This window comes from Rhizobium sp. PRIMUS64 (genome assembly GCF_023006465.1).
GTDB lineage: Bacteria > Pseudomonadota > Alphaproteobacteria > Rhizobiales > Rhizobiaceae > Rhizobium > Rhizobium leguminosarum.
In genome coordinates this window covers 1-310 of sequence record NZ_JALBGX010000364.1, presented here as the reverse complement: position 1 = coordinate 310, position 310 = coordinate 1, and the positions used below count along the sequence as shown (strand labels likewise).

The window sequence follows — 310 nt, the reverse complement described above, 5'->3', positions numbered from 1 at the left end:
GTCACGATAGATCGTCTCCAGCAGCGGCCGGAGGATGGCTTCCCGTTCCTTCCAGGCAGGAGACGAAAGTTGTGCCAGCCGCGCATCTTCCTCGGCACTCCTGGCAAAGCCCGTGGTGGGTGGGATCAGATATCGGCCGCGAGCAACATCCGCCTCCAAGACGGTTTGGGGTTCAGCCCGTTCCTCGTTGTAGGCGACACGCCGTTCCCGCTCGATCGTGAAGCCGAGCGCCACGCTTGCCCGCTCCCACAGCTTCGCCAGCTGCTCGCGCTTCTCGGCAATCCCGGCCCACCGCCGGGAAAGGCTTTCC

At 64.8% G+C, this 310-nt stretch carries 1 protein-coding gene; it reads right to left on the bottom strand.

Annotated elements, in window-relative coordinates; genetic code table 11:
- The coding region (locus MOV76_RS39580) for a hypothetical protein (protein WP_247266641.1) at nt 1-310 on the bottom strand (310 nt) is incomplete at both ends.